Annotated in this window: 21 protein-coding genes; 3 read left to right on the top strand and 18 right to left on the bottom strand. The window is 57.1% G+C overall.

Translation table 11 applies throughout. The features are described 5' to 3' along the window. Window positions 1-10 precede the first annotated feature (10 nt). The 7 genes from ASD54_RS07860 to ASD54_RS07830 all read right to left on the bottom strand — a co-directional run bounded on the left by ASD54_RS07860 (window position 11) and on the right by ASD54_RS07830 (window position 5909). Window positions 11-1149 (bottom strand): IS3 family transposase gene (locus tag ASD54_RS07860; protein ID WP_200958456.1). Its coding sequence is split into 2 segments (ribosomal slippage): window positions 11-891 and window positions 891-1149, totalling 1140 coding nucleotides; the frame shifts between segments, so codons are not numbered across the junction. 102 nt (window positions 1150-1251) lie between these two features. Continuing rightward, complete coding sequence (locus ASD54_RS07850) at window positions 1252-1626, bottom strand: formyltransferase family protein (protein WP_280139179.1); 375 nt, start codon at window positions 1624-1626, stop codon at window positions 1252-1254. A gap of 27 nt (window positions 1627-1653) precedes the next feature. Next, window positions 1654-1800 (bottom strand): hypothetical protein, encoded by a 147-nt coding sequence (locus tag ASD54_RS26535; RefSeq protein WP_156379128.1) that lies wholly within the window; start codon window positions 1798-1800, stop codon window positions 1654-1656. Continuing rightward, on the bottom strand, window positions 1797-2618 hold the full coding sequence (locus ASD54_RS07845) for a GNAT family N-acetyltransferase (RefSeq protein ID WP_244484704.1): 822 nt from the start codon (window positions 2616-2618) through the stop codon (window positions 1797-1799). The genes ASD54_RS26535 and ASD54_RS07845 overlap by 4 nt, the downstream gene beginning before the upstream one ends. Before the next feature lie 339 nt (window positions 2619-2957). Next, window positions 2958-4256, bottom strand: coding sequence for an MFS transporter (locus ASD54_RS07840; RefSeq protein ID WP_062554049.1), 1299 nt, complete (start codon window positions 4254-4256; stop codon window positions 2958-2960). Further along, the gene (locus ASD54_RS07835; RefSeq protein WP_162249563.1) at window positions 4247-4981 is read right to left on the bottom strand and encodes a 2OG-Fe(II) oxygenase; all 735 of its coding nucleotides are present in this window, start codon (window positions 4979-4981) and stop codon (window positions 4247-4249) included. Before ASD54_RS07835 ends, ASD54_RS07840 begins: the two co-directional genes overlap by 10 nt. A gap of 85 nt (window positions 4982-5066) precedes the next feature. Continuing rightward, window positions 5067-5909, bottom strand: a complete 843-nt coding sequence (locus ASD54_RS07830) for a 2OG-Fe(II) oxygenase (RefSeq protein WP_082547134.1) — start codon at window positions 5907-5909, stop codon at window positions 5067-5069. Window positions 5910-6122: 213 nt separating this feature from the next. On the opposite strand from ASD54_RS07830, the gene ASD54_RS07825 reads away from it, so the two are divergent. Next, on the top strand, window positions 6123-7001 hold the full coding sequence (locus ASD54_RS07825; protein WP_082547133.1) for a LysR family transcriptional regulator: 879 nt from the start codon (window positions 6123-6125) through the stop codon (window positions 6999-7001). A gap of 218 nt (window positions 7002-7219) precedes the next feature. Here ASD54_RS07825 and ASD54_RS07820 read toward each other — a convergent pair whose 3' ends face one another. The 6 genes from ASD54_RS07820 to ASD54_RS07795 all read right to left on the bottom strand — a co-directional run bounded on the left by ASD54_RS07820 (window position 7220) and on the right by ASD54_RS07795 (window position 14694). Continuing rightward, the gene (locus ASD54_RS07820) at window positions 7220-7606 is read right to left on the bottom strand and encodes a hypothetical protein (protein WP_062554046.1); all 387 of its coding nucleotides are present in this window, start codon (window positions 7604-7606) and stop codon (window positions 7220-7222) included. A 105-nt stretch (window positions 7607-7711) separates the two neighbouring features. Beyond that, a complete protein-coding gene (locus ASD54_RS07815) occupies window positions 7712-8134 on the bottom strand; it encodes a secondary thiamine-phosphate synthase enzyme YjbQ (RefSeq protein WP_062554045.1) in 423 nt (140 codons plus the stop codon). 13 nt (window positions 8135-8147) lie between these two features. Further along, the gene (locus tag ASD54_RS07810; protein ID WP_062554044.1) at window positions 8148-9191 is read right to left on the bottom strand and encodes a DUF930 domain-containing protein; all 1044 of its coding nucleotides are present in this window, start codon (window positions 9189-9191) and stop codon (window positions 8148-8150) included. A gap of 125 nt (window positions 9192-9316) precedes the next feature. Continuing rightward, on the bottom strand, window positions 9317-11368 hold the full coding sequence (gene rpoD / locus ASD54_RS07805) for an RNA polymerase sigma factor RpoD (protein WP_062554043.1): 2052 nt from the start codon (window positions 11366-11368) through the stop codon (window positions 9317-9319). A 395-nt stretch (window positions 11369-11763) separates the two neighbouring features. Continuing rightward, window positions 11764-13800, bottom strand: coding sequence for a DNA primase (gene dnaG, locus ASD54_RS07800; protein ID WP_062554042.1), 2037 nt, complete (start codon window positions 13798-13800; stop codon window positions 11764-11766). A gap of 444 nt (window positions 13801-14244) precedes the next feature. Next, window positions 14245-14694 carry a GatB/YqeY domain-containing protein gene (locus tag ASD54_RS07795; protein WP_156379170.1) on the bottom strand — a complete coding sequence of 150 codons (450 nt, stop codon included), beginning with the start codon at window positions 14692-14694 and terminating at the stop codon, window positions 14245-14247. A gap of 322 nt (window positions 14695-15016) precedes the next feature. Here ASD54_RS07795 and carA point away from each other — a divergent pair, with 322 nt between their 5' ends. Beyond that, on the top strand, window positions 15017-16222 hold the full coding sequence (gene carA / locus ASD54_RS07790; RefSeq protein ID WP_062554040.1) for a glutamine-hydrolyzing carbamoyl-phosphate synthase small subunit: 1206 nt from the start codon (window positions 15017-15019) through the stop codon (window positions 16220-16222). Window positions 16223-16292: 70 nt separating this feature from the next. Here carA and ASD54_RS07785 read toward each other — a convergent pair whose 3' ends face one another. Continuing rightward, on the bottom strand, window positions 16293-17687 hold the full coding sequence (locus ASD54_RS07785) for an MATE family efflux transporter (RefSeq protein WP_082547132.1): 1395 nt from the start codon (window positions 17685-17687) through the stop codon (window positions 16293-16295). 123 nt (window positions 17688-17810) lie between these two features. Next, window positions 17811-18344: a DUF2306 domain-containing protein gene (locus ASD54_RS07780; RefSeq protein ID WP_062554038.1), complete on the bottom strand. Its 534-nt coding sequence runs from the start codon at window positions 18342-18344 to the stop codon at window positions 17811-17813. Here ASD54_RS07780 and ASD54_RS07775 point away from each other — a divergent pair. Continuing rightward, window positions 18343-19299, top strand: a complete 957-nt coding sequence (locus ASD54_RS07775) for a LytTR family transcriptional regulator DNA-binding domain-containing protein (protein ID WP_062554037.1) — start codon at window positions 18343-18345, stop codon at window positions 19297-19299. The genes ASD54_RS07780 and ASD54_RS07775 overlap by 2 nt on opposite strands. Here the strand turns inward: ASD54_RS07775 and ASD54_RS07770 are convergent. The 3 genes from ASD54_RS07770 to ASD54_RS07760 all read right to left on the bottom strand — a co-directional run bounded on the left by ASD54_RS07770 (window position 19294) and on the right by ASD54_RS07760 (window position 22558). Beyond that, window positions 19294-20202, bottom strand: a complete 909-nt coding sequence (locus ASD54_RS07770; protein ID WP_062554036.1) for a neutral zinc metallopeptidase — start codon at window positions 20200-20202, stop codon at window positions 19294-19296. The two genes, ASD54_RS07775 and ASD54_RS07770, sit on opposite strands and share 6 nt — an antisense overlap. A gap of 189 nt (window positions 20203-20391) precedes the next feature. Further along, window positions 20392-21495, bottom strand: coding sequence for a phosphatase PAP2 family protein (locus ASD54_RS07765; protein WP_062554035.1), 1104 nt, complete (start codon window positions 21493-21495; stop codon window positions 20392-20394). Between the two features lie 118 nt (window positions 21496-21613). Next, window positions 21614-22558 carry a phosphatase PAP2 family protein gene (locus ASD54_RS07760; protein WP_062554034.1) on the bottom strand — a complete coding sequence of 315 codons (945 nt, stop codon included), beginning with the start codon at window positions 22556-22558 and terminating at the stop codon, window positions 21614-21616. Between the last annotated feature and the right edge of the window lie 98 nt (window positions 22559-22656).

The following is a 22656-nucleotide window of genomic DNA, read 5'->3' as shown; positions in this document are numbered from 1 at the left end:
TCCGCCTCGATTATGCCGCCACCATCATTGGTGCCAGCGCGTTGAAGTAGGCCTGATCCGGCGTCTGCCGGTCAAGGGATGAATGTGGGCGTCGGCCATTGTAAAAGGTCAGATATCGGCCAATGCCGACGCGGGCCTCGGACACGGCCTTGTAGGCGTGCAGGTAGACTTCCTCGTATTTGATCGAGCGCCAGAGCCGTTCGACGAACACGTTGTCACGCCAAGCGCCCTTGCCATCCATCGAGATTGCGATCTCCGCCTTCTTCAGCACGGCGGTGAAGTCGATGGATGTGAACTGTGATCCCTGGTCGGTGTTGAAGATTTCCGGCCTGCCGTAACGAGCAAGCGCTTCCTCGACCGCTTCGATGCAGAAGGATGCTTCCATCGTGATCGACAGCCGCCATGACAGAACCCTCCGGCTGAACCAGTCCACGACGGCGCAAAGATAGACGAAGCCGCGAGCCATGGGGATGTAGGTCAGGTCCATGGCCCAGACCTGGTTGGGTCGGGTAACCGCCAGCTTGCGCAGGAGGTAGGGATAGATTTTGTGCCCAGGCGCTGGTTTCGAGGTGTTCGGGCGGCGATAGATCGCCTCGATGCCCATCTTCTTCATCAGCGTCGCGACGTGCAGCCGCCCAGCTTCCAGCCCTTCTCCTCTCAAGAGCCCTTGCAACATCCGACTTCCGGCAAACGGGTAGTCGAGATGCAGTTGGTCGATCCGGCGCATAAGGGCCAGATCGTCGCCAGACACTGGACGTGGAGAATAATACACGCTGCCACGGCTGAAGCCGAGAAGCTTTGCCTGGCGCGATACGGAGAGTTTGTGCTCGCGGTCTATCATTTCTTTCCGCCCAGCAAGCCCGCCTTGCCGAGCGCACCGGATAAAAAATCGTTCTCCAGTGTCAGTTCGCCGATCTTGGCATGAAGCGTTTTGACATCGACGGTTGGACTGGCCGGTTCGGCCTTGGTTTCATCGCCGAAAATGCCTGTGGCCCCCTCAAGGAGCTGGTCTTTCCATTGCTTGATCTGGTTGGCGTGCACGTCAAACTGCTGGGACAATTCCACCAACGTCTGCTCACCTCGGATGGCGGCAAGCGCCACCTTTGCCTTGAAAGCCGGGCTGTGGTTCCGGCGTGGTCGTCTCGTCATGGTATCTCCTGTTCCCGGCATCTAAGCCGAAGTCAGGCAGAAATTCCACTTATCCTGGCTGTGCAGATTTCCCGAGCCAGCTCTCTATGTATCCTTTATCACTCAAACCCGCTCCTGCTCCTCTGCCGGAATGAACCCATAAGCCGCAAGATGGTCGACGGTTTTCAGCAGAAGCTCCAGCCCCATCGGGCCGAGCGCCCTCCTCCACAGATCGGCCGGTGTTTCGCCCTTTCCGATGAAGCACCAATCCTGGAAGGCTATCGGCCCGCCATCCATGGCATCGGTCAGATGATAGACCGTGCCACCCGTGACGCGATCTCCCGCCGCAATTGCCTCGGCCACTGCGATTTTACCCGGATGGAGCGGCAGCAGCGACGGGTGATAGCCGATGCAATAGCGGGCCTGTTCTCTGATATGATCGGGCACGAAGACGAAGGCGTGGGCGCAAATGATGACATCAACCGCCTGCCCTGCCAGCGCATCCAGCCCGCACCCGCCGTAGCTTTAGGCCGGAACATCCGCCGCCATCGCAAGCTGCCATAGCCGGTCCTGCGGGTTGGGCACGGCCACGAAGGCGATCTCATGAACCGGCAGCAGCGCCTTGAAGAGTTCAGCCGCCAGCCACTTCTGGCCAATGATGCCGATCCTCATGGCGCGTCCTCCGCACCTTCGACATAGCGGAAGCCCTGGATGGCCCGCAGATGGCCGCCGTATCCGGTCTTCATGCCACGGCCGAGCGCGCTCTTCTGCTTGCCCGGACCATAGAGCACGGCAGAGACTTGGGCCCAGTTGCGGTCCCGGCGCAGCGCCGCCGCCAAGCCCGGATGCGAGGTATGGAATAGCGTCAGAAGCGGCTTGCCATACCGGTTGTTTCCCCGCCGCCATTCTGCGCACACCGCATTGAGGAAACGAACGCCGACGCCCGCACCCTGCCATTCCGGCATCACAACGAGGCGGCAGGCTCTGGCTTCCGCCATTCCCGGCCTTGTGGAGAACGCCACATGCGCCACCGGCTCGCCCTCCACAAAGCCGACATAGCAGGTGGCCGCGATCATGTGCGGCAGTTTCAGATAGTGATGCGGCTCAAAATGCGGCCACCATCGCCAGTTGGTTTCGCGGATCTCCAGCTGGATCTTGGGTCGTCGCCGAAGATACCTCCCGGTGAATGCACCTGTTGCCGTGTCATAGATCCAATCCGGATCGAGCCAGTCGATGATGTCATAATGGCAGGAAAGCAGAACCGCCCTGCCGCCCGTTCGCCGCCACGCCTTGCCAAAGGCCAGCGCACCAATGCGGGCGATCTGCCGATCGACCACGCTGGTGAACTCATCGATGACGACTTCGGACGGCTGTTCACAAATGATCCGGGCAAGCTCTGCCCGGAACTTCTCGCCATTGGACAGCACATTGAAGGGCCGCAGCCAGGCGGGCACAGAGCCCAGCCCGACTGCCGCAAGCGCTGCCGTCACATCATCAAAAGCACGCTCCGGCGCGATGGCCTCAATGATCGGCTGATCGTCAGGCCAAGTAGCCTGATATCGCCGATCGCTAGAGAATACCTGCGTGCCAGTGCGGTGGCTTCAGCCTTGCTCTTCACCTTGGCCTCGGAACCGGATGCTGCCGAAAACAGGAGCCAGTACAACGAAACGACTCCGCTGCAACCAAAGGCCTGCCTTTAAGGCGAAAGTCGTGCCGCCGTGATCAAGGGCGAAAATGGTCGAGCTCGCGCAGCAGTTCGACATGCATCAGAACCAGATCAGAGATCGCCACGTTCAACGGCCATGATTGTGCGGCTGTCGAAAGCGTCTTCAATCTTCTGAAGCCGGAGCGATTACGGCGCGGGTCTTACTTCCGTGAGAGACTGAAGCGTCCAACTCAATGAGACGCGGTCTGGGTACGGCCGACAGAAATACCCAGTAGCCGACGACCGAGAAGGCCGCGAGCGAACCTAGGGCAATCTGATAGGATTGCGTCACTCCGAACGTCGGTGACATTGCGGAAACGAGCAAACCAAATCCCCACTGCCAGATAAAAACTCCGACAAACAACAACAAATTGAAAAATGCTATCGCACGCCCTGCTTCTGCTGGCTTGGATTGCTGGCCCACGAGTGGATGAGTGACCGATAACGGCCACGCGGTAACGCAATAGAGGGCGAACATGTACCAATCGGCCTTGTCACCCATGATCGTGATGACAATCAAAATCGTGATGCTCGCCGGCGTCCATCTGCGCAACAGGCGCTCGGCGTCCTGGGCAGACGTGTTGAACTTCGGAGAAAGGTAGCCCATGAGTAAAAATGTCACGAGCATGATGATGTTGATGAACAGAAGTTCCAGCGATGCCCCGCGAGCATCTTCCCCCCTCAACTGCGTCAACCAGGGACCAATCCATAAGGTCTGCACAGCCACAAGAATTGCATAGTTGAAGAACCCAAGGGCACCAATCTTCCAAGTATAGGAAGTGGACATGATATTTTTATAGCCGAGGAAGAAGCTTCGGATACCTGTTGTCCCTTGGGGATTATGCTTCGGCGCCTTCACCGCAACCAGCAGGGCAACCGCCGCGAACAAAATGCCCAGTGCCACGAACAGAGACGGCCAGCCGAATGAGGTTGCAAGGCTTTCGGATGGTAGCGTGCCGAGTACAAGACCGAGCGCACCCGCCATCAACATCCATGAATTAAGGCGCTGTTGCTGTGCGGCGGCCGTCCAGAGGCGGGCTGCCGTGAGCGGCGCAATAAGACAGGCGCTGACACCGATACCACTGAGCAATCGAGCGCCGAAAAGTCCGTTGAATGAACTCGAATTGGCAAATAGTAAGCAGGACAGCGCGGCAACACTCAATGAAACCACGAGAACCAGCCGGACACCGAACCGATCCAGTAGTGCGCCCATAGGCAGCTGCATGATCGCAAAAGACACGAAATAAGATCCGGCAAGCAAACCTAGCTGGGCCGAAGATAAAGAAAACTCTGCAGTGAACATGGCCGCCAGCGCCGCTGTCACCCCCCGTAACTGGGATGACAGCAAATATCCGGCAGCAAAGACCACGAGGACAAAAATACCCAGCTGGCCGTTGGCCCGGTCTTGTTCTTTCAGCTCCATACCGTCAAAGGCTCCTTCGCGCCTCGATAGCCAAGGAAACCAGATATGGTCAGTCGATCCACGCCTTCGCCGGGCAAAACTGCGTGGAGTTTTCGGGCATTGAAGAGGATCAAGTCGCCGTTTTCGGGTTTGGCCGAATAATCGCAAGGTCCGAGGTGTTCGAGCGGAATTGCATAATCGCCACCCCGCCGCTCCAGGAACTCGGCATCCGATATCTCGTCGTTCCACATCCCTATTTCGCCACCCTTCTCTGGCACATCAATATAGATGTTGATCGCAAATTGGCTGATCAGGGATTCAGCTTCAGGAGTATTGGGTGCATGTCGTCCGAACATGTCATGATGCGCTTTGAGTGGAATTCCAGGCTTCATGCAGCGTGAAAGTCCGACAAACATTTTTTTCCCAAAGAGCGTTTGAAGCGTGCACCCCTGCGCCCAGGTTTCGTCCATCGCACAACGAAAGGTGTCCATCGGGCAAGGATAAGGCGCACAGGCGGCTCGCAGGAGATTGATATTATCCATCGCCGTATCGAAATAGTGTTCGATGATTTCCTGCTTCATGCCGGTCTCGAAATACGACATGCCGATACGGCCGACCTTCGGTGCGTTCAGATAGTCGTTATACCCCGTGGACTTGAGCCCCTTGGTGATATGCTTGCAGGCATCGCGCGAAATGAAGTCAGGAATCCGGAGAACCTGAATTTCATTCCGGATCAACGCCCCCACGTCTTCAGCGGTCAGCCTGGAAGAGACACGGACCGGGTCTGTAGCGGATGCGGGAGCAGTCTTGTGAATAGCCACGTTCATGGGTTCAGCTCCAATATGTGAGCGGGCATTCTTCCCCGCGATATCCGATGAAGAATGAGACCGCCATACGCGACGATCCGCGCGGAGATGCGACGGCGTGGATCTTGCGGGAGTCGAAAATCAAAAGATCGCCCCGACCCGGCTTGATGACCACATCGGGCGGCGGAAGGTCTTCTATGGCAATGCCGTATTTGCCTTTGCGACGTTCATTGAACTCTTGAGTGGTCATGTTCTTGTGCCACATCAGAAGCTCACCGCCGATGTCTGGCACCTGGAAGTAGATGTTTGCGGCAAATTGCGCAGTAAGCGACTCTGCTTCCTCAATGCCGGGAGCATCTTCAGAAAAAATGTCGTGATGAGCGAGGAAGGTCGTATCGGGTTCGACCATGCGCGAAAGGCCGACGAACATTTTCCGCCCAAATATCGTTTGGAGATTAGCACCTGCGGGCCAGATTTCGTCCAGCAGCGCGCGCAGCGTATCCAACGGAGAACCGAAGGGTTCACATGCCTTGCGAAAATCGTTTTGGTGGTCACTGGCAACAGTGAAGTATTTGTCGATGAGTTCTTGTTTCATTTCGGTTTCGTAGAAGGCCATGCCGATTTTACGAACTTCCGAAACGTTTATATAAGGCTGAAAGCCAAGGCTCGTCTGCCCCTTGCTGATAAGGTCACAAGAAGGGCCGTTGGCAAACCCCTTCACCTTGACGACGCGCACTTCACTCCTGGCCAGCGCTGTAATATGATCCTTGTTAAGGCTATATTTGTTAGTCTCAATTAAATAATCTCTATTGTCTGTTTCCTGAAAATCATGACAGTTTTCTTTTTTCACTGCCTGCAAATTACTCATATGCCCTCCACATAAAATATTTTTATTATAATAAAATTTTTTGATAAAAAAATTATAGGACGTTCACGGTAAACCCTCAGAGGTTTCCGTCCTCGATGTTCCGACTTTTTGCTTTTATTGATGAGCGCAACTCTTAGTATAGATAGAAACTCTTGAAAATCGCTCCGGAGGCAACTCTGTTTGGCGTCTGCGTCACGAATGTAGAAAGCAAAGATGCTTACATTAGAAATGCGTCTCTTTATTCGCCTTTTCGAACTAGGAACTTTCGCAGCCGTTTCCGACGAAGAAGGCATTAGTCCCTCTGCTGTGTCCCGAATAATGACGCGGCTTGAAAATCGGCTGGGCGTAAAGCTGGTTCACCGCTCCACGCGAAGACTGGTGTTCACGCCAGAAGGCCATGTTCTTTTAGGCTACGCTCGTCAGATGACTATTTTGGCTGACGCAGCGGCAGCGGACATCTATCAAAAGGCCGGGCAGGTCAAAGGCCATCTGCGGGTGAACTGCGGAACCGCTTTTGCGCACTACAAGCTGGCCCCCATACTCCCCGAATTTCTCTTGCGATTTCCGGATGTGACGATTGATGTGGCGGTTTCGGACCAGCGGATCGATCCGATGGAAGAGCAAATCGACGTCACTATTCGAGTCGGTTCCTTACAAGATAGCGATCTGGTTGTTGCGCGCCTGGGAACCGTGAAAAGGATCATCGCCGCAAGTCCGGGCTACCTCGAACGCAGAGGCGTCCCGAAAACTCCAGCCGATCTGAAGAACCATAATTGCCTGCTGCTTACAGGATTTGCAGGGCAAGCCTTGTGGCCGATGATCAGCGACGGGGTCGTAGAAAAAGTGGCAGTCAGCGGATCGGTTTCATCGGATAGCGCAGACACATTGCTCAAAATGGCGATAGCTGGTGTTGGAATAATCAGGTTAGGAGATTTTCTAGGCGAGCCCGCACTGGCTGACGGTCACTTGATCAAGCTTCTGGAGGGGAAACACGATCCGGATCCAAAACCCCTTTCCGCACTCATGTTGCCAGGACGCCAAAACATTCCGCGAGTGCGGGCCTTCGTCGATTTCCTGAAGGAACATGTTTAGGCGTTTTTTGTGATATATTGATTGAACTAAGCAAATACAAATATTGCGGCTACATCGAAATAATTTTCGATCTACCTTCATAGACTTCCTTAATATTGTTGTACTTGTCCCAACAGACCGGCTTCTGATCCACCTTATCGCGACAGGCGCAATGCCGTCGACATAGGGCCGGAGCCCTCGCTATCGACGGCAAGAACAGATCAAAACAAGCCCGTTGTTCAGCGGCTCACGACCGGGCAACCACGCTCGTTGGCGAAAATGATGCGGTTCGGACCACCGCGATCATAGCCGTTGACGACAACGACACGACGATTGACATCAACCACATGCGCGCGGCGAAGGCCCATGCGGGATGCCTTTTCCTCAGCCATCCAGGAAGCACAGCCCCGGTCGCGATCACGATCGCGGCCCCAGTCACGGCCACGATCACGCCCCCAATCACGATCCGGGCCACGGTCCCAGCGCGGTCCCTCATCACGACGACCATCGAAGAACTGGACCTGGATCCGTAGATCGTCAGAGGCTGACGCACTGGCAAGCGGTGCCAAGGTTGCCGTTGCCATCACGGCTGCAGCAAGAACGGTCTTGGTGATGATCATTTTCATGGGCGGGGTCTCCGGCTAATTCTTGGCCTCTACGGCGATGGTGGAGAAATAGCACCAAACTTCTGAACAGGTTCCGAATTTCGCATTCAGAAAGCATTCATCTGCTCATGAAGACACATGCAAGACCACCTCGCGTTGATGAGGCCTGTCACGGTGTTCGAAGAGGTAGATCCCCTGCCATGTGCCAAGGACCAGACGACCAGCCATGACTGGGATTCCGATCGATACTTGCGTCAGCGCAGATTTCACATGTGCTGGCATATCGTCCGGCCCTTCAGTCGTATGGATCATCCAGCGCATCGAGGCGTCGTCGCTCGGTGGAACCAGCCGTTGAAAGAAATGCTTCAAATCAGTCTGGACGTCTGGGTCGGCATTCTCCTGAATGATCAGCGAACAGGACGTATGCCGGACAAAAACCGTCAACAGGCCTTCCATTGTGCCGGCCTGCTGCACAAAGGCGCTCGCCTTCTCGGTAAACTCGTAAAGCCCCTGGCCCCGCGTGGGGATCCTCAGCGTCGTCTGCGGCATGCTTGCGCCTTTCTCAATGAACCGGGAAGCGGCGTGCCGCCCATTGGCTGCGAGGCACCTTCTCCCCCACGGCGAACTGGAAGCTCGTCACGCGCGTTGCATCGCCATCCACTTCGCATCGATAGTGAATATCGTACCAGACGCCGGACGCACGAAAAGCTGCGAGATCGACCTGCATCACATTGCCGGACTGGAGACGGATATTCGGCAGGTATTCCGGGTCGAACCGTTCTTTGCTGTGTTTCAACTGCTCACGCAATTCCGTGGCACACAGCTGTGATGCGCGCTGCTCCCGCGGCACACCAGCCATTGCCATCATCGCCACCATTTCGCCGTTGGAAGAGGCGGAATAGAGTTTCCTGGCCTCCCGCAGCGTAGCCTTCGTCTGGGCTGCCGGTGGCTTGCGTTCAGTATCGGCGGGTTTCTCAGGCTTTGCCATCGGCAGGGGAACAACAGAGGCAAGAGCCTCTCCCTGCCCCGCGTTGGCCGGTGCGCCGACTTCCGGCAAGGCGATCTCCGGCTGGGCTTCAGCGGGCTTCTCAACCTGTTCGGCGGTCTGGGCATCCGCGGACGGCGGAGGCTCCTGCGGCGCTTCAACGGGTTTGGCTTCAGCCTGTGTTTCCTGCGGCACAGGTGGCGCAGGCTCTGGCTTGGCTGCCTCGGCGCCATCACCATCCAGGGCCTTTTCCGGACCACTATCCTTTTCGCCGAACTGAAATGCAGGTCGAAGCACAGGTGTCTGCATGGCAGCCTCAGGCTTTTCGGGATCCGGCTTGTCCTGCGGTGGCGGTGGAGGTGGCGGCGGTGGCGGCGGTTCTTCCGCCTTCGGCGCCGGAGGTTGCTCAGGCGGCTTTTCCGGCTCAGGTTCAGGCGGCGGAACGATCTCGACTGACACTGTCTCTTCCGTCGGCTGCGGCGGATCGGAGTGAGGCAGACCGATCAGAATGACCCCAAGAACCACGACGTGAATGGCAACAGACGCCACGGCGCCCAGCGGGTAACCGGGTTTTGGAGAGGCCTCTTGAATTGGCGACTGATGGTCAGGTTCATCCTGCATGCATCCACATGTAGGCGGATAGGCGTAGACAATCGAGAGCCTAGCGCATCAAAAGCGAGTGCACCAACAAAAAACCCGGCGGAAGGTCGGTTCCGCCGGGTCGTAATCTTTAAGACAAGATCGGTTTAGCTATCCAGGAAGCTGCGCAGTTTGCGCGAGCGGCTGGGGTGCTTCAGCTTGCGAAGGGCCTTCGCCTCGATCTGGCGGATACGCTCGCGTGTAACCGAGAACTGCTGTCCGACTTCTTCCAGCGTATGGTCCGTGTTCATACCGATGCCAAAGCGCATGCGCAGAACACGCTCTTCACGCGGCGTCAGCGACGCCAGAACGCGTGTCGTGGTCTCGCGCAGGTTTGCCTGAATGGCAGCATCGATCGGCAGAAGCGCGTTCTTGTCCTCGATGAAGTCTCCGAGGTGGCTATCTTCTTCGTCGCCCACGGGGGTTTCGAGAGAGATCGGCTCCTTGGCGATCTTCAGAACCTTGCGCACCTTCTCCAGCGGCATGGCCAGCTTTTCTGCCAGCTCTTCCGGTGTCGGCTCGCGACCGATTTCGTGCAGCATCTGGCGCGAGGTACGAACGATCTTGTTGATCGTTTCGATCATGTGAACCGGAATACGGATCGTGCGTGCCTGGTCGGCAATCGAACGCGTAATGGCCTGACGAATCCACCAGGTTGCATAGGTGGAGAACTTGTAGCCACGACGATATTCGAACTTGTCGACCGCCTTCATCAAGCCGATATTGCCTTCCTGAATAAGATCCAGGAACTGCAAGCCACGGTTTGTATACTTCTTGGCGATGGAGATGACGAGACGCAGGTTTGCCTCGACCATTTCCTTCTTGGCAATGCGCGCCTCGCGCTCGCCCTTCTGCACCATATGCACGATACGGCGGAATTCCGTGACCGAAATACCGGTTTCCGTCGCCAGATTCTGGATTTCCTGACGGATGTCGCGGATTGTCTGGTTTTCCGACTTGGCGAATTCCTTCCAGCCGCGCGCAGCGAGGTTGGCGATGGACTTCATCCAGTGCGGATCCAGCTCGGCACCCTGATACTGCTCGAGGAAGCTCTCGCGCTTCACGCCATAGGACTCTGCAAGACGCAGCAGGCGACCTTCGTTCTGAACGAGGCGCTTGTTGATGTCGTAAAGCTGCTCGACAAGGCTATCGATACGGTTCTGGTTGAGCGACAGCGACTTGACCGCCGTGATCAGTTGATCCTTCAGTTCCTTGTAGCGACGCTCCTGGCCGGACGAAAGCGTGCCCGTGCAGGACAGGCGGGCTTCCACCTGCTGGTCCTGCAGCTTGCGCAGCTTCTTGTAGGTATCGGCAATCAGGTCGAGCGTTTCCATGACCTGCGGGCGAAGTTCCGCTTCCATGGCGGCAAGGGAAAGGCTCGATTCATCATCGTCCTCTTCCTCTTCTTCCGGCATGGGCATATCGCCGCCGACATTGGTGATGTCGTCGTCATTGGCCGGAGAACGCGACCGGCGCGTCTTTTCCTTTTCCTCGGCAGCCTTGCGGTCGGCCTCGATCTTTTCCGGGCTCTGGAACTGCGGCGCAGCCTTGGCTTCAGGACCGGAATAGGTGGTTTCAAGATCGATGATTTCGCGAAGCAGCGTCGTGCCTTCGTTCAGCTCGTCACGCCAGATGATGAGCGCCTGGAAGGTCAGCGGGCTTTCGCACAGACCCGCGATCATGGTTTCGCGGCCGGCCTCGATGCGCTTGGCGATGGCAATTTCGCCCTCGCGCGACAGAAGCTCGACAGACCCCATTTCACGCAGATACATGCGCACCGGATCATCGGTACGGTCTGTCGGCTCGCGCTTCTTGGTCGCAGCAACAGCCGTGCCGGTCGTGGTGGTCAGTTCGCCACCTTCGCTTTCGGCCTCATCGTCGCTGCTGTCTTCCTCGGCTTCCTTTTCCTCGGCGTCATCGTCTTCCACAACGTTGATGCCCATGTCGGAAAGCATCGCCATCGTGTCTTCGATCTGCTCAGAGGTCACTTCTTCCGAAGGAAGCACCGCGTTCAGCTCGTCCATGGTCACATAGCCGCGCTTCTTCGCGAGCTTGATCATTTTCTTGACCGCGTCATCCGAAAGGTCGAGAAGCGGACCGTCGCTTGCGCCGTCGCGTTCGTTTTCAGCTTCTTCGTTTTCTTTGACTTTTGTTGCCATGTATTTCGTCTTTCCTTGGACGTCGTTCGCAGCGCTTCGGCTAAGCCGCCACAACACCGTCAAGACAGCGTCGCGAATCGCACCAGAACACGTACCGGGTGGACAATTAATTCCCGATTAACCAAGGCGGAATTGAGCCACAAAACAAAAGCTGGTTATCGCGAAGGCGAAGGACCATGCTCGTGTGTCGGTGTGCTTCACTCCGCCTATGAATGTCTAGGACGGTGATTCCCACAAATTTCCCTCCCGTCAAGCCTTTAAAGGGCCAACACAGTGATTAAAGTGGAAAAATGCCTAACCACCGTGCTTCCTCACACCACATCACGGTTGTCGCTTAAGTGGTGATGATTTTCCGTATGGCAAGATGCCCGAACGTACCAAGAACCGATCAGGCCTCAATTTCCATGGCTGACCGCTGCACCTTTCACGCGGCCTGACATGACCCCGAATCCGTCGATAATGGCTTCCTGATTTTCCATGCGCGTAATCTCGAGCTGAACTTCCGAGAGCGCCCGCAACAAAGGCTCGATATTGTTTTCATCACCGGCTTCCGTTGCGATCGCAATCTCCCGCTCAAGCCCCATCTTTTCGAAACGTAGAGCCTTGGTTCGTTTGTGTAGCGAAAGCGCCTGCCGGTATCCTTCGCGCGCATCTTCAATGGCAGCCTGTTCGGTTGCAATCCAGAGGCGCGCATTGCGCACCTGCTGATCCAGCGCCGCCACCAGTTGCTCGAAACCCTGGGCGCCCAGTTTTTCCAGAAGGTAGCCCCGCGACAGATGCGGACCTGCCGTCGCCGCAACCGGCAGCATGGCCGACCAGAAACGCTGGAGATCGCGATTCTCGAAGTCGATGGCGGCGATCTCGTCATATTCCTCCAGCAGCAATTGCGGGTGGTTGACGATGGTGATCGCCAGGACAACCTCGCGCAGTGCCGGAAGCTCCTGATACCCGCGAACCACGCCCGTGCGCGCCAAACGATCCGATACGCTCATGCTGCGGCTCGAACCTGCCGCCTGCCCCTTGTTGCCGAAGCCTCCGGCAGCACCACCACCTGGCCGTCGGCCCTGCCCCCGTTGCGCCTGCCCGCCGAAGGCCTGTCCTCCAAACCCTTGTCCACCACCATATTGGGGGCGAAAAAGTGCATTCAGCCGCTCGCGAACATCCTGCTGGTAAAGACGGCGCACGCTTTCGTCTGCAATCACCGAGACGATCTGCTTCAGGCGTGCCTCGAGCTCGGCCTTCTTTTCCGGTGTCTCGAAACCGCCACCCGCCGTCTCGCGCGACCAGATCATCTCCGAAAGCGGCTTGGCCTGTGCCATGACGCGGTCGAACGGCTCCCGCCCCTCGTGACGCACGAGATCATCGGGATCCTTGCCATCGGGCAGAAGCGCAAAACGCACCGAGCGGCCGGGTTTCAAGTGCGGAAGCGCCAGATCGGCGGCGCGATGAGCAGCGCGGACACCGGCACCGTCGCCATCGAAGCAGAGAACAGGCTCCGATGTCATGCGCCAGAGCAGCTCGAGCTGGTTTTCCGTCAGCGCGGTGCCAAGAGGAGCCACGGCATTTTCAACGCCTGCCTGATGCAGCGCGATGACATCCATATAGCCTTCGACAGCGATGATCGTTCCCTGCTCCGCCTGCCCGCGGGCACCGATCTGCGACGCTCTGCGGGCCCGCGTGAAGTTGTAGAGCACATTGCCCTTGTGGAAGAGCTCGGTTTCATTGGAGTTCAGATATTTCGCAGGCGCATCCGGCGACATGGCCCGCCCGCCGAAGGCGATCACCTTTTCGCGGGACGAAAGAATGGGAAACATGACGCGGTCGCGGAACCGGTCGTAGGAAACGGCGATACCCTCGCCATGAACAACCAGGCCACAAGCCTCGATCTGCTCCTTCGGAATGCCTTTGCTCGCCAGATGTTCCTTCAGCGCGTTGCGGCTGTCGGGAGCATAGCCAAGTCGGAACGTATCTATGGTCTTCGCACTCAGGCCACGGTCGCGCAGATAGGCCCTAGCCTTGGCTCCCACCGCGCTTTGAAGCTGATCCTGGAAAAAGCGGGTTGCCATTTCCATGACATCGATGAGGGTGGCGCGCTCCTTCTCACGCTTTTCCGCCTGCACATCCGGCTGCGGCATGGCGATTCCAGCCAGATCGGCGATGGTCTGCACCGATTCGACGAAGCTCATGCCCTCGATTTCCTGCAGAAACCGGAAATGGTCGCCGGAAACACCGCAACCGAAACAGTGATAGCGCCCCTTGCGATCCTCGCAGTGGAAGCTCGGGCTCTTTTCACCATGAAATGGGCAGCAGGCCCAGAAATCACCACGAGAGACATTGGTCTTCTTGCGATCCCACGTGACGCGGCGCGCAATCACCGTCGAGATCGGCACCCGGTCGCGTATCTCGTCTAGGAAAGTGTTGGAAAAGCGCATTGGACCCTCAAGCTTATTCAACCATGTAGTACGTGCCCGGCCAATGCGCCATCATCATCGACAGCAGCCCCCACTATCCACAGCTCCAAACAAGATAACCTCTCACTTCTCGCCCGGCTTGTGACCAAACTAAGGCGCATGCTGCGGAGCAAAAATTATAATTTTGTAATTTGATTGTTGGCGGCTGCAGGCGTTTTCTACTCGTGCCTTCTCGACGTCCCACTCTCCATCGGGAAGGCTGACAGTAAAGGCGCAGATGCAGCCCCCCGCTCGCGCCTTCAGTAACCGCTCTTCCCTGGGGCGGTTGCGAATGTCCAGGCGTAGAGAGGCAGGGCCATCCCTAAGCCCTGCCTCGCTTGGCCTTTATAGAACGACCTCCAAACGAAAAGGCTGGATCCTTGTCCCCGGACCCAGCCTTTTCGCGGTTCTGAAGGTAGAAAGGGCTTACTTCAAAAGTTCTTTGACCAGCCCGGATGCCTTTGCAAAATCCATCTGTCCGGCATAGCGCTCTTTCAGGACACCGATAACCTTGCCCATGTCACGCAGACCCTGAGCCCCAATCTCTGCAATCACCGCCTCGCAGGCAGCGCGCACGGCCTCGTCAGACATCTGTTCGGGCATGAAGGAACGAATGATTTCGATTTCCTCACGCTCCTGCGCAGCAAGTTCGGCGCGACCACCCTCGTCATAGATCTTGGCCGATTCTTCGCGCTGCTTGATCATCTTCTGCAGGATCTGCAGGATCTCATCGTCAGTTACCGGGTCCTTGCCGACGCCACGATGGGCGATGTCGCGATCCTTGACCGCGGTCTGGATCAGGCGGACGGTGGAAAGGCGGCGACTATCCTTGGCCTTCAAGGCTTCCTTCATCGCATTGGAAAGTGTGTCGCGCATCATCTTCTTCTTATCTCCTTGTAAAGGCGTCCGCGCATTTCGTTTTGCTGAAGCACGACGCCTTTGGTGGGCGATCTCTTAAACCACCCGGCGATGCGGATCAATTCGGAGGTTGGAATACTTGCATCTACCCTGTTCAAATGACAGATTACCTTGAGAACTCGGATTGACCATCGCAAACACTTTCACTATTTTCCCGCACCTGCACGAGAATTGTATCCAAAGCCAGGCGCGACCTTCCGCGCGCCATTTTTCGCGACCATAGATGGCCCTATGGCTCTGCCGCGCTGAGTGGCCGGGCAACGGGCGGAGACAAACTGTTATGACCAACACTGCACCCTGGACCTCTCGCAAGCCAACGGCCGTCCTTGTCCTCGCGGATGGTACGGTAATCGAAGGCGTCGGTATTGGCGCCACGGGCAAGGTGACGGCAGAAGTCTGCTTCAACACTGCGCTCACCGGCTATCAGGAAATCCTGACAGACCCGTCCTATCTCGGACAGATCGTCACCTTCACCTTCCCGCACATCGGCAATATCGGCACCAACGACGAAGACGTGGAAGACCTGACGCCAGCAGCACGCCGCGGCGCAGTGGGTACCATCTTCAAGGCGGATATCACCGAGCCATCGAACTACCGTGCGGCGAAGCACCTGAACGACTGGCTGGCAAGCCGCGGCATCATCGGCCTTTCGGGTATCGACACCCGTGCGCTGACTGCCTGGATCCGCGAGCATGGCGCACCGAACGCGGTTATCGCCCATGACCCGAACGGAGTGTTCGACATCGAAGCGCTGAAGGCGGAAGCCCGCGCGTGGAGCGGTCTGGTGGATCTCGACCTCGCCAAGGAAGCCACATCAGGTCAGTCTTCGCAGTGGACCGAAAAGCCATGGGTCTGGAATGAAGGCTATGACAACCTCAAGGCAGACGACGCGAAGTATCACATCGTCTGCGTCGACTATGGTGTGAAGCGCAACATTCTGCGCCTCTTCACCGGCTTGGATTGCAAGGTAACCGTCGTTCCTGCCAACACGTCTGCTGAAGACATCATGGCGCTGAACCCCGATGGCGTGTTCCTGTCAAACGGTCCGGGAGATCCGGCGGCAACTGGCAAGTATGCGGTGCCGGTCATCCAGCAGATCATCAAGACGGAAACACCGACATTCGGCATTTGCCTTGGCCACCAGATGCTGGGTCTGGCGCTTGGCGCGAAGACCGAGAAAATGCATCAGGGGCACCATGGCGCCAACCATCCGGTCAAGGATCACACCACCGGCAAGGTCGAGATCGTTTCCATGAACCACGGCTTCGCAATCGACTCGAAGTCGCTGCCGGAAGGTGTGGAAGAGACTCACATTTCCCTGTTCGATGGTAGCAATTGCGGTCTGCGCCTCGCAGGCAAGCCCGTCTTCTCGGTCCAGCATCACCCGGAAGCATCGCCCGGCCCGCAGGACAGCCACTACCTGTTCCGCCGCTTCATCAACCTGGTGCGTGAGCGCAAGGGTGAGGCTGCACTGGCCGAGCGCTGATCCACATCAGACGCGTTGGAATAAAAAAATGGCCCGCTTCATGCGGGCCATTTGCGTAAGGCCAAGCCTTTCAGCCCCGTTCCCTGACAAGAAGCCAGAAACGCACGCAAAGCATGACGGCTGCTGCTGTAAGACCAGTCACAAACCCGATCCAGACGCCCGGCCCGCGCCATTCCAGAGGGAAAGCAAAGACCCAGGCAAATACGAAACCGATGGGCCAATAGGCGATCAGCGCGAGCACCATCGGCACCTGCGTATCCTTCAAGCCGCGCAGAAGCCCCGCAGCAACTGCCTGCAGCCCATCGAACAACTGAAATGCGCCTGCCAGCATGATGAGCGGCACCGCAAGCTCCAACACGCGCTGGGCATCCGGCAGGCTCGTATCCAGGAACAGCCGGCCAAGGGAAGCCGGAGCCACCGCAAACAGCGTACTTCCAACGATAGAAAAGCCCAGGCCCACCACCAGCACAGCCACCGCCGCGCGCTTGACGCCAAGATGGTCTCCGCGACCATAGGCAAGACCCACACGCACAGTGGCAACTTGCGCCAGTCCAAGCGGCACCATGAAGGCGATTGACGCCAGTTGCAGGGCAATGCCGTGCGCCGCCAGTTCCAGCTTTCCAAGCATACCCATCAGCAGCGATGCAGCCGTGAAGAGGCCCGCCTCAGCAAGAATGGTGAAGCCAATGGGCAAACCCACCGCAAAGATCTCCCGAAAGGCACTCCAGTCCGGACGCCAGAAGCGCACGAAAATCTCGTAGGCGCGCATTTCCTCGCGGCTCTGGATATAGGCCACCAGCAACGCAAACCCCAAAAGGTTGGCGCTCAGCGAGGCAATCGCGGCACCATTGAGCCCGAGCTTCGGCATGCCGAGATTGCCGAAGATGAGGCCGTAATCGACTACCGCATTGAAGGCGAACATGCCAAGCGTGACGTAAAGCACGATACCCGCGCGCTGCAAGGCACTGGCAAAGGAGCGCAGCACCATCACCAGCAGCGCCGGAAACATGCCCCACTGGAGAATGCGAAGATAGGATTGCGCCAATTCAGCAACGTCAGGCGCCTGCCCCAGAGTCAGCAGAATCGCCTTGGAGAAGAACAGGATCGGCGCCGTGACGATGCCATAGGCTATCACCACCCACATTCCCATTCGCACCGAACGGCGCGCCTGCTTCTGGTCCCCTCGCCCGACAGCCTGCGCTACAAGCGGAATCACAGCATTGGAAAAACCGCTGCCGAAAATAAAGACAACGAAGAACATCTGGCTGGCAAGCACCACGGCCGCCAGTTCGGTCGTCCCCAGCCAGCCGACCATCACCACATCCGTCGTATTGATCGCCATCTGCGCCAATTGCGCTCCGACAAACGGAACGCCAAGCCCGATTGTCGACTTCACATGGGAGCCCCACGAGTTATCAGACATCGATGAGGACTGCGCTGACGCAAGAACGGTGGACATGACCATGCTCCGGAAACGAAAAAAGGCCGCTGCACGGAAAATGGGCAGTCGGCCATGGACGGACTTAGATCACACCCTCCAGAGTAGCAACCCTTTTGCCTAATAAAGCAGAAGAATTGAATGGAGCCATCAACTGGAGTGATGGGTTGCCCGGATCGGATCGACAGCCGCAACAGCTCGAATTTTCCGATTCTGTTGTAGGTAGAAAGCCAGCAAGGGAACAGCGACCACGAAGATCAGCAAGGCCAATTGCGTGGACGAACTATCCCGGACGACGACAGCATGCATCATTCGATGAGGAACGAGCGTGAACCCGCCGGCCACGACGATGCCCCAGAAATAAAGCTGACGAACGGTAGCGGTATGCGCGCGGATGTTTCCCGCACGCGCAGTCCGGTAAACGCGCCAGCTGCTGACAATCACCATGACCGATAACAGGTGGATTGGAGAAAAGCCCCAGATCATATCAAGGCTATGGATAAAGAAACTGGAGCCCGCCGTAGCGAGCATCAGAAACAGCCAGATCTTGCCGAACAGCCTGTGAAGCGAAGTTCCTCGTCCCTTCCAGATGAGAAGGAAAGCACCAAGCACCGCGGCGGGCAAAACAGCGGCAACGTGGATTTGGACGGCGAGAGGCGCTTCAAGAAGAGGGGCAAGCATCATGACGGCGGGTTCTCCGGTTGAATTCGTCCCCGAGATTGGCGAAAACCTGGGTGCAGCCAACCGGATTGGCGTCAATGTGAGGGTAAAGTTCGTGAGAAGCGTCTATTTGCAATTCACGCTTCGCGAATTGCAGAGGTTTTTCGGCTCGTCGCGATTCTGGGCGACGATCGTGATTGTCAGTATCGTGTTCACGGTTGTCGGGCCGTTCGGCACCGGCGCATCGATGCCCTTCCTTCGCCGCCTCGCCTTCTGGCTTTTCCTGCAGGTAATAGCTTTTTCCATCGCAAGCTTCGTCATCGTACTGGCACTCGCGGTCTTGAGTCGTGGCGGCAGACATCGACTCCCCATCATGATGATCGGCGCGATCATCGCAGCCTTGCCCATTGGCCTTGCGGTGGAAGTTTTGCAGGCGGGGTTTACGGGGCAGTCCATGTCTGTCGGGAGCACGATCGAACAGATCAAGATTTCGCTCCTGCTCAGCCCCCTGCTCTGCGCCCTGACCAATCTGACGATGAGCCCGCCTGCATCTGAGAGGCAAGCGGATGAGCCGATGGATTGGCGGCACGAGAGCAAACCGCCCGCTGTCTCTCAGCCGGAGCCGTCGTCGCAATCCAGTGCAGAGGATCTTGCCGATCCGCCAATCCTGTCGCGGCTGAAACCCCAACACCGTGGCAGGTTGCTGAGGCTCGCTGTGCAGGACCACTACACTGAGGTGGTAACATCACGCGGCAAGGAACTGGTCCTGCTTCGCTTCAGCGACGCGCTGAACGAAACCGCGCCGGCTGCGGGCCAGCGCATTCACCGCTCGCATTGGGTGGCAGACGACCATATCGCCCACCTGAAACGCGCAAACGGAAGACTTGTGGCTGTGACGAAGGCTGGCGAAGAACTCCCCGTCAGTAGACCCAATGAGGCAAAGATCCGTCTCAAGTTTTCTGACAGGCAACCGTCATAGCTGCTGGTAGCTCGGCGTGAACGTATCGCAGGCCTGCATGTTGCCGCTCGTAAAGCCCTTGCGGAACCATTTGACTCGCTGCGCCGAAGTTCCGTGGTTGAAGCTGTCCGGAACAACATAACCCTGCGAGCGGCGCTGCAAGGTGTCGTCCCCGATCTTCTGCGCGGCGTTGAGCGCCTCCTCAAGATCGCCCGTTTCCAGAATACCCTTCTGGTCGGTGTACTTGCCCCAGACGCCCGCAAAGCAATCAGCCTGAAGTTCCACGCGCACAGACATGCGGTTGGCATCCGCCTCGCTCATGGACTTGCGCATCTGGTTGAATTTGGGGAGGACACCGATCAGGTTCTGGACGTGATGACCCACTTCATGAGCAATGACATAGGCTTCGGCAAAATCGCCCGATGCGCCAAATTGGCCCGATAGCTGCTGGAAAAACGCTGTGTCGAGATAAACCTTTCGGTCGCCGGGGCAATAGAACGGGCCACTGGCCGAGGATGCAAGCCCGCAAGCCGAATCTACCCGCCCCGAAAACAGGACTAGCTTTGGCTCCTCATACTGGCCACCACGCTGCTGGAAAATCTGCGTCCAGGTATCTTCGGTTTCCGCCAGAACAGTCGAAACGAACGCTTTCATTTCATCGTTCTGCGGGGCGCGCTGAACCTGCTGCTGACCGGATGAACCACCGCCAAGATCGATATCGCCGCCAGATAGAAGCGTGAGCGGATTGATGCCGAGAATGAAGCAGACGATCACGATGAAGATCAGCCCGCCGATCCCGATGCCACCGCCGCGACCGCCGCCACCGATTGGAATCCGAAAGCCCGGACCGGAACGGAAACCGCCGCCGCCATCCGCACGGCGATCTTCGATATTGTCCGATTGCCGTCTGCCACGCCATTCCATCGCTGCACCCTCTGCCGTTGCTGCATTCCGCGTGCACGATAATGGCGAATCTCAACCATCGTTCCATGACACGAGAGCGGGAACGCCCCGCCCCGCTCTGTTTCAGCATTTAACGTCTATTGCGACGAGTAGCAAAACCTCATGCTCTGGACGAGCTTGGTGCACTGAGAATAGCGACACTCTTGTAAATCAGCTCTTGATGAGCGCAGGCCACCTGATAGCTGGCATGCTCTGGCCCTGAAGACGCGGCATCCGCTTCAACATCAGATGCGCCAACACCATGACCCCCGCGGCAACGTAGCCATCCAGCGCGTAGTGCCAACCGAGGTAGACAGAACTTGCCATTGTGAGAAGGCAGGCAGCGAATGCTACCGCCCCCCACCGTCTGGAATGCTCCCAGACGAAGAGTGCATTCATGACGATGAGTCCCACATGGATGCTTGGGAAGGCGGATATTCCGCTACCGAAACCGCTCAATCCCTTCTCATGCAGAAACCAGAGGTAAGACTGGAATATCGAGGCTGAAAACGGGGATTGATCCTGTGACAGTGCGAGAAGCAGCGGGCGGAACCGTTCAACATCCTGAGTCACGGCGCCATAAAAGGCAGGTCCAGCAGACATCAAGCTTCCTGCAACAATGTTTCCAAGAAAGATCCAGCAAAAGAGAAAGGACGCGATGTAGCGCCCGCGCAGATGATCCGCCTTCGGGGAGGTCACCACGAAGAACAGCCCACCGAAGCACAGCAGGTACCACAGGACGCTGTACCCATGCCCGATGACGGGTAACGCCTCGGATGCAAATGGCAGCGACCAGAGTAGTCTCCACGGATCCGTTCCACCATGAAGCCAGCGATCCAGATCTGCCAGAAGTGGATCATGCGGGAAGCCACCGTTCAAGGCAGGTAAAAGCGTCTTGAACCAGGTGAATGCGCCGAGAAAGATTGAGATCGAGATGAGCAGAATCAGACCTGCCAGGAAGCGGGCGATACGGTCATGCGAAAGCATCCGCATGTAGGCCAGTTTGCGTCGGCGACCCGCCCGCATAATGACCGGAATCAGTTCTGTTGCTAACAGGACACTGGACATGAAAAGGAGGAATATCTGGGGAGCTCGCTCAAGATATTGAAGCAGCGACAGAATATTACCGTGCTCCAGAATAACCGTGCCTGTGAGGGCAAGAAGACAATAGCACAGGATGGCGGCATGAAGGGGCGCATCACGGAGAAGGCAGTCTGCCAATGAACGAAGGACGCCCTGGCCAAACTCCTTAGATGAGAAAATTAGTGTATTCATGGTTGAAAAGGCCTCCGAATTTGGCCCACCATGACAACCCATAATTTAAAATTTCTTGCTGACTGAGAATTTTACCCAACTTCACACAACTTAGCCGGAAGTTTTGCAACCGTCCTCATCAGTGGATGCTGGAGACCGGCAACGGACCCTTAAAGATAGATCGAGTGTGGGCGCGCGTGAGTTGGCTGCCACAGATCATGCTGACGACAGCTATCACGAGCCCGGCCACGCCAACGCCCGCAATCACATCGACGAGATAGTGATTGGCATGGGAAACCGCGGATATCGCCATCATGCTGTTCCAGACAGCGAAAGGATACCGCAGCCACTTAACATCCCACATGGCCCAGGCACAGAGCGCTGCAACCGCGGCATGCACGGAAGGAAATGTCAGGATACCGGCCAGCCGATTGATCGAAAACACGAAATCGGGATCACTTCTCACCGCATTGAACTGCTGGAGGAAGTAAAAACCGAATTCGGCATTGATGTGGGAAAGCTGCTCCTGTGATACGCCATAGACCACGTAGGTGCCGAGAGCCGGATACCAGATGGAGATCAAGCTCGCCACGAAGCAGATCAGGCCATAGCTGGCAACCATTGCATAGGCGCGCGGACCTCTTCCAAACATCACCAGCAGCAGCGGAATACCCAACAACTGAAAGCTGAAGCTGAAATAGGCTGCGGCAAGGCTCATCGCCAACAGCCTGCGTTCATCGATGAACCGGATGAAGGCATGCCAGTCGAAATGCAGCGCCGCATCCATTCGCACAAGGGCTTCGTCCGCCAAGGGCATATTGACCTTTATGGCGAGATAGGTCGCGATAGCCGCCGGAACCGTCAGGATGAAGCCATATGCAACACATTCCAGCGCCATCCGCAGCGGGGGCATGTTCCGCAGGCTGGCATAGAGGATGCCGGAGCCAAAGACGACGATGATCAGGCCATAAAGATTTAGCAGTGGTTCAAAATCGATCTTCATCGACAGGAGCCGGGCGAGGCCGAACACCAGCACATGAGAAACGAGAACGAGCGAAATGAGCAGAAAACGCGGCTTGTTCACTCTCGTGGCGCCTCGGCATTTGTTATCTTCGTTTGCCCAGATAAGCCCACGCCAGTAAATAAACGGACAATATGGTGGAGAACCTGCTCCTTGCCAGT

Source organism: Rhizobium sp. Root149 (assembly GCF_001427345.1).
Taxonomy (GTDB): domain Bacteria; phylum Pseudomonadota; class Alphaproteobacteria; order Rhizobiales; family Rhizobiaceae; genus Neorhizobium; species Neorhizobium rhizoryzae.
Note: the sequence above shows the minus strand (reverse complement) of the source record. Positions and strands in the feature narration are given on the sequence as shown.

Bases quoted from the DNA above. Each gene is read 5' to 3' on its own strand.
- ASD54_RS07785 (WP_082547132.1), bottom strand. From the start codon at position 17,687: ATGGTCATGTCCACCGTTCTTGCGTCAGCGCAGTCCTCATCGATGTCT.
- ASD54_RS07830 (WP_082547134.1), bottom strand. From the start codon at position 5,909: ATGAGTAATTTGCAGGCAGTGAAAAAAGAAAACTGTCATGATTTTCAG.
- ASD54_RS26535 (WP_156379128.1), bottom strand. From the start codon at position 1,800: ATGAGGATCGGCATCATTGGCCAGAAGTGGCTGGCGGCTGAACTCTTC.
- rpoD (WP_062554043.1), bottom strand. From the start codon at position 11,368: ATGGCAACAAAAGTCAAAGAAAACGAAGAAGCTGAAAACGAACGCGAC.
- ASD54_RS07815 (WP_062554045.1), bottom strand. From the start codon at position 8,134: ATGCCGCAGACGACGCTGAGGATCCCCACGCGGGGCCAGGGGCTTTAC.
- ASD54_RS07780 (WP_062554038.1), bottom strand. From the start codon at position 18,344: ATGATGCTTGCCCCTCTTCTTGAAGCGCCTCTCGCCGTCCAAATCCAC.
- ASD54_RS07765 (WP_062554035.1), bottom strand. From the start codon at position 21,495: ATGAATACACTAATTTTCTCATCTAAGGAGTTTGGCCAGGGCGTCCTT.
- dnaG (WP_062554042.1), bottom strand. From the start codon at position 13,800: ATGCGCTTTTCCAACACTTTCCTAGACGAGATACGCGACCGGGTGCCG.
- ASD54_RS07820 (WP_062554046.1), bottom strand. From the start codon at position 7,606: ATGAAAATGATCATCACCAAGACCGTTCTTGCTGCAGCCGTGATGGCA.
- ASD54_RS07840 (WP_062554049.1), bottom strand. From the start codon at position 4,256: ATGGAGCTGAAAGAACAAGACCGGGCCAACGGCCAGCTGGGTATTTTT.
- ASD54_RS07770 (WP_062554036.1), bottom strand. From the start codon at position 20,202: ATGGAATGGCGTGGCAGACGGCAATCGGACAATATCGAAGATCGCCGT.
- ASD54_RS07795 (WP_156379170.1), bottom strand. From the start codon at position 14,694: ATGCGCGACACACTTTCCAATGCGATGAAGGAAGCCTTGAAGGCCAAG.
- carA (WP_062554040.1), top strand. From the start codon at position 15,017: ATGACCAACACTGCACCCTGGACCTCTCGCAAGCCAACGGCCGTCCTT.
- ASD54_RS07775 (WP_062554037.1), top strand. From the start codon at position 18,343: ATGACGGCGGGTTCTCCGGTTGAATTCGTCCCCGAGATTGGCGAAAAC.
- ASD54_RS07825 (WP_082547133.1), top strand. From the start codon at position 6,123: ATGCTTACATTAGAAATGCGTCTCTTTATTCGCCTTTTCGAACTAGGA.
- ASD54_RS07810 (WP_062554044.1), bottom strand. From the start codon at position 9,191: ATGCAGGATGAACCTGACCATCAGTCGCCAATTCAAGAGGCCTCTCCA.